This is a genomic window from Pseudomonas sp. 05N431, from assembly GCF_056397005.1.
Genome location: NZ_JBFTMN010000047.1, coordinates 1 through 1967 on the forward strand (window position 1 = coordinate 1; position 1967 = coordinate 1967).

1 protein-coding gene is annotated in these 1967 nt (G+C 63.8%); it reads left to right on the plus strand.

Features of this window, described 5'->3' with window-relative positions:
• Positions 1–1967: Ig-like domain-containing protein (locus AC1DIG_RS29235; RefSeq protein WP_477770099.1), on the plus strand; the 1967-nt coding region annotated here is incomplete at both ends.

A 1967-nucleotide genomic window follows, 5' to 3' on the forward strand; every position in this document is an offset into this window, starting at 1 on the left:
GTGGCCGATACGGCCGCCGGTACGGAAAACCAGACCCTGACCATCAACGTGCTGGCCAACGACACCGACGCTGACGACGGTCACGCGTTCACGCTGAACTCGGCCAGTGCGCCGGCAAGCAAGGGCACGGCCAGCGTGGTYGGCAACCAGCTGGTGTTCAATCCGGGGAGCGACTTCGACCACCTGGCGCAAGGCGTGGTCGAGCATGTGACGCTCACTTACCAGATGCAGGATGAACACGGCGCGCTCTCGAGCTCCACGGTGGACGTGACCGTCACCGGCACCAACGACGCGCCGGTGGCAGTGGCCGATGTCGCTGCCGGTACGGAAAACCAGACCCTGACCATCAACGTGCTGGCCAACGACACCGATGTCGACGACGGTCACCTGTTCACGCTGAACTCGGCCAGCGCGCCGGCCAACAAAGGCACGGCCAGCGTGGTCGGCAACCAGCTGGTGTTCACCCCCGGAACTGACTTCGATCACCTGGCGCAGGGCGTGGTCGAGCACGTGACGCTCAGTTACCAGATGCAGGACGAACACGGGGCACTCTCGAGCTCTACGGTGGACGTGACCATCACCGGCACCAACGACGCGCCGGTAGCGGTGGCCGATACGGCCGCCGGCACGGAAAACCAGACCCTGAGCATCGACGTGCTGGGCAACGATACCGATGTCGACGACGGCCATGCATTCACCTTGGTCAGCGCCAGTGCGCCAATCGGCCAAGGCAGTGCCAGCGTCACGGGCAACCAGTTGCAGTTCAATCCGGGGGCTGATTTCGATCATCTGGCGCAGGGCGCCACGGCTAGTGTCACACTCAGCTACACCATGAGTGACGAACATGGCGCGATCTCGACCAGCAGCGTAGACGTGACGATCACCGGTACCAACGACGCGCCGGTGGCGGTGGCCGATACGGCCGCTGGCACGGAAAACCAGACCCTGAGCATCGACGTGTTGGCCAATGACACCGATGTCGATGACGGCCATGCATTCACCTTGGTCAGCGCCAGCGCGCCGATCGGCCAAGGCAGTGCCAGCGTCGCGGGCAACCAGTTGCAGTTCAATCCGGGGGCTGATTTCGACCACCTGGCGCAGGGCGTGGTCGAGCACGTGACGCTCAGTTATCAGATGCAGGATGAACACGGGGCACTCTCGAGTTCCACGGTGGACGTGACCATCACCGGCACCAACGACGCGCCGGTGGCGATGGCCGATACGGCCGCCGGCACGGAAAACCAGACCCTGAGCATCAACGTGCTGGCCAACGACACCGATGTTGACGACGGTCACGCGTTCACGCTGAACTCGGCCAGCGCGCCGGCAAGCAAGGGTACGGCCAGCGTGGTCGGCAACCAGCTGGTGTTCAATCCGGGAGCCGACTTTGATCATCTGGCGCAGGGCGTGGTCGAGCACGTGACGCTCAATTACCAGATGCAGGATCAGTACGGAGCGCTCTCAAGCTCCACGGTGGATGTGACGATCACCGGCACCAACGACGCGCCGGTGGCAGTGGCCGATACGGCTGCCGGCACGGAAAACCAGACCCTGAGCATCGACGTGCTGGCCAATGACACAGATGTCGACGACGGTCACCTGTTCACACTGAACTCGGCCAGTGCACCGGCAGACAAAGGCACGGCCAGCGTGGTCGGCAACCAGCTGGTGTTCACCCCCGGAACTGACTTCGACCACCTGGCGCAAGGCGTGGTCGAGCATGTGACGCTCACTTACCAGATGCAGGATCAGTACGGAGCGCTCTCAAGCTCCACGGTGGATGTGACGATCACCGGCACCAACGACGCGCCGGTGGCAGTGGCCGATACGGCCGCCGGTACGGAAAACCAGACCCTGACCATCAACGTGCTGGCCAACGACACCGACGCTGACGACGGTCACGCGTTCACGCTGAACTCGGCCAGTGCGCCGGCAAGCAAGGGCACGGCCAGCGTGGTCGGCAACCA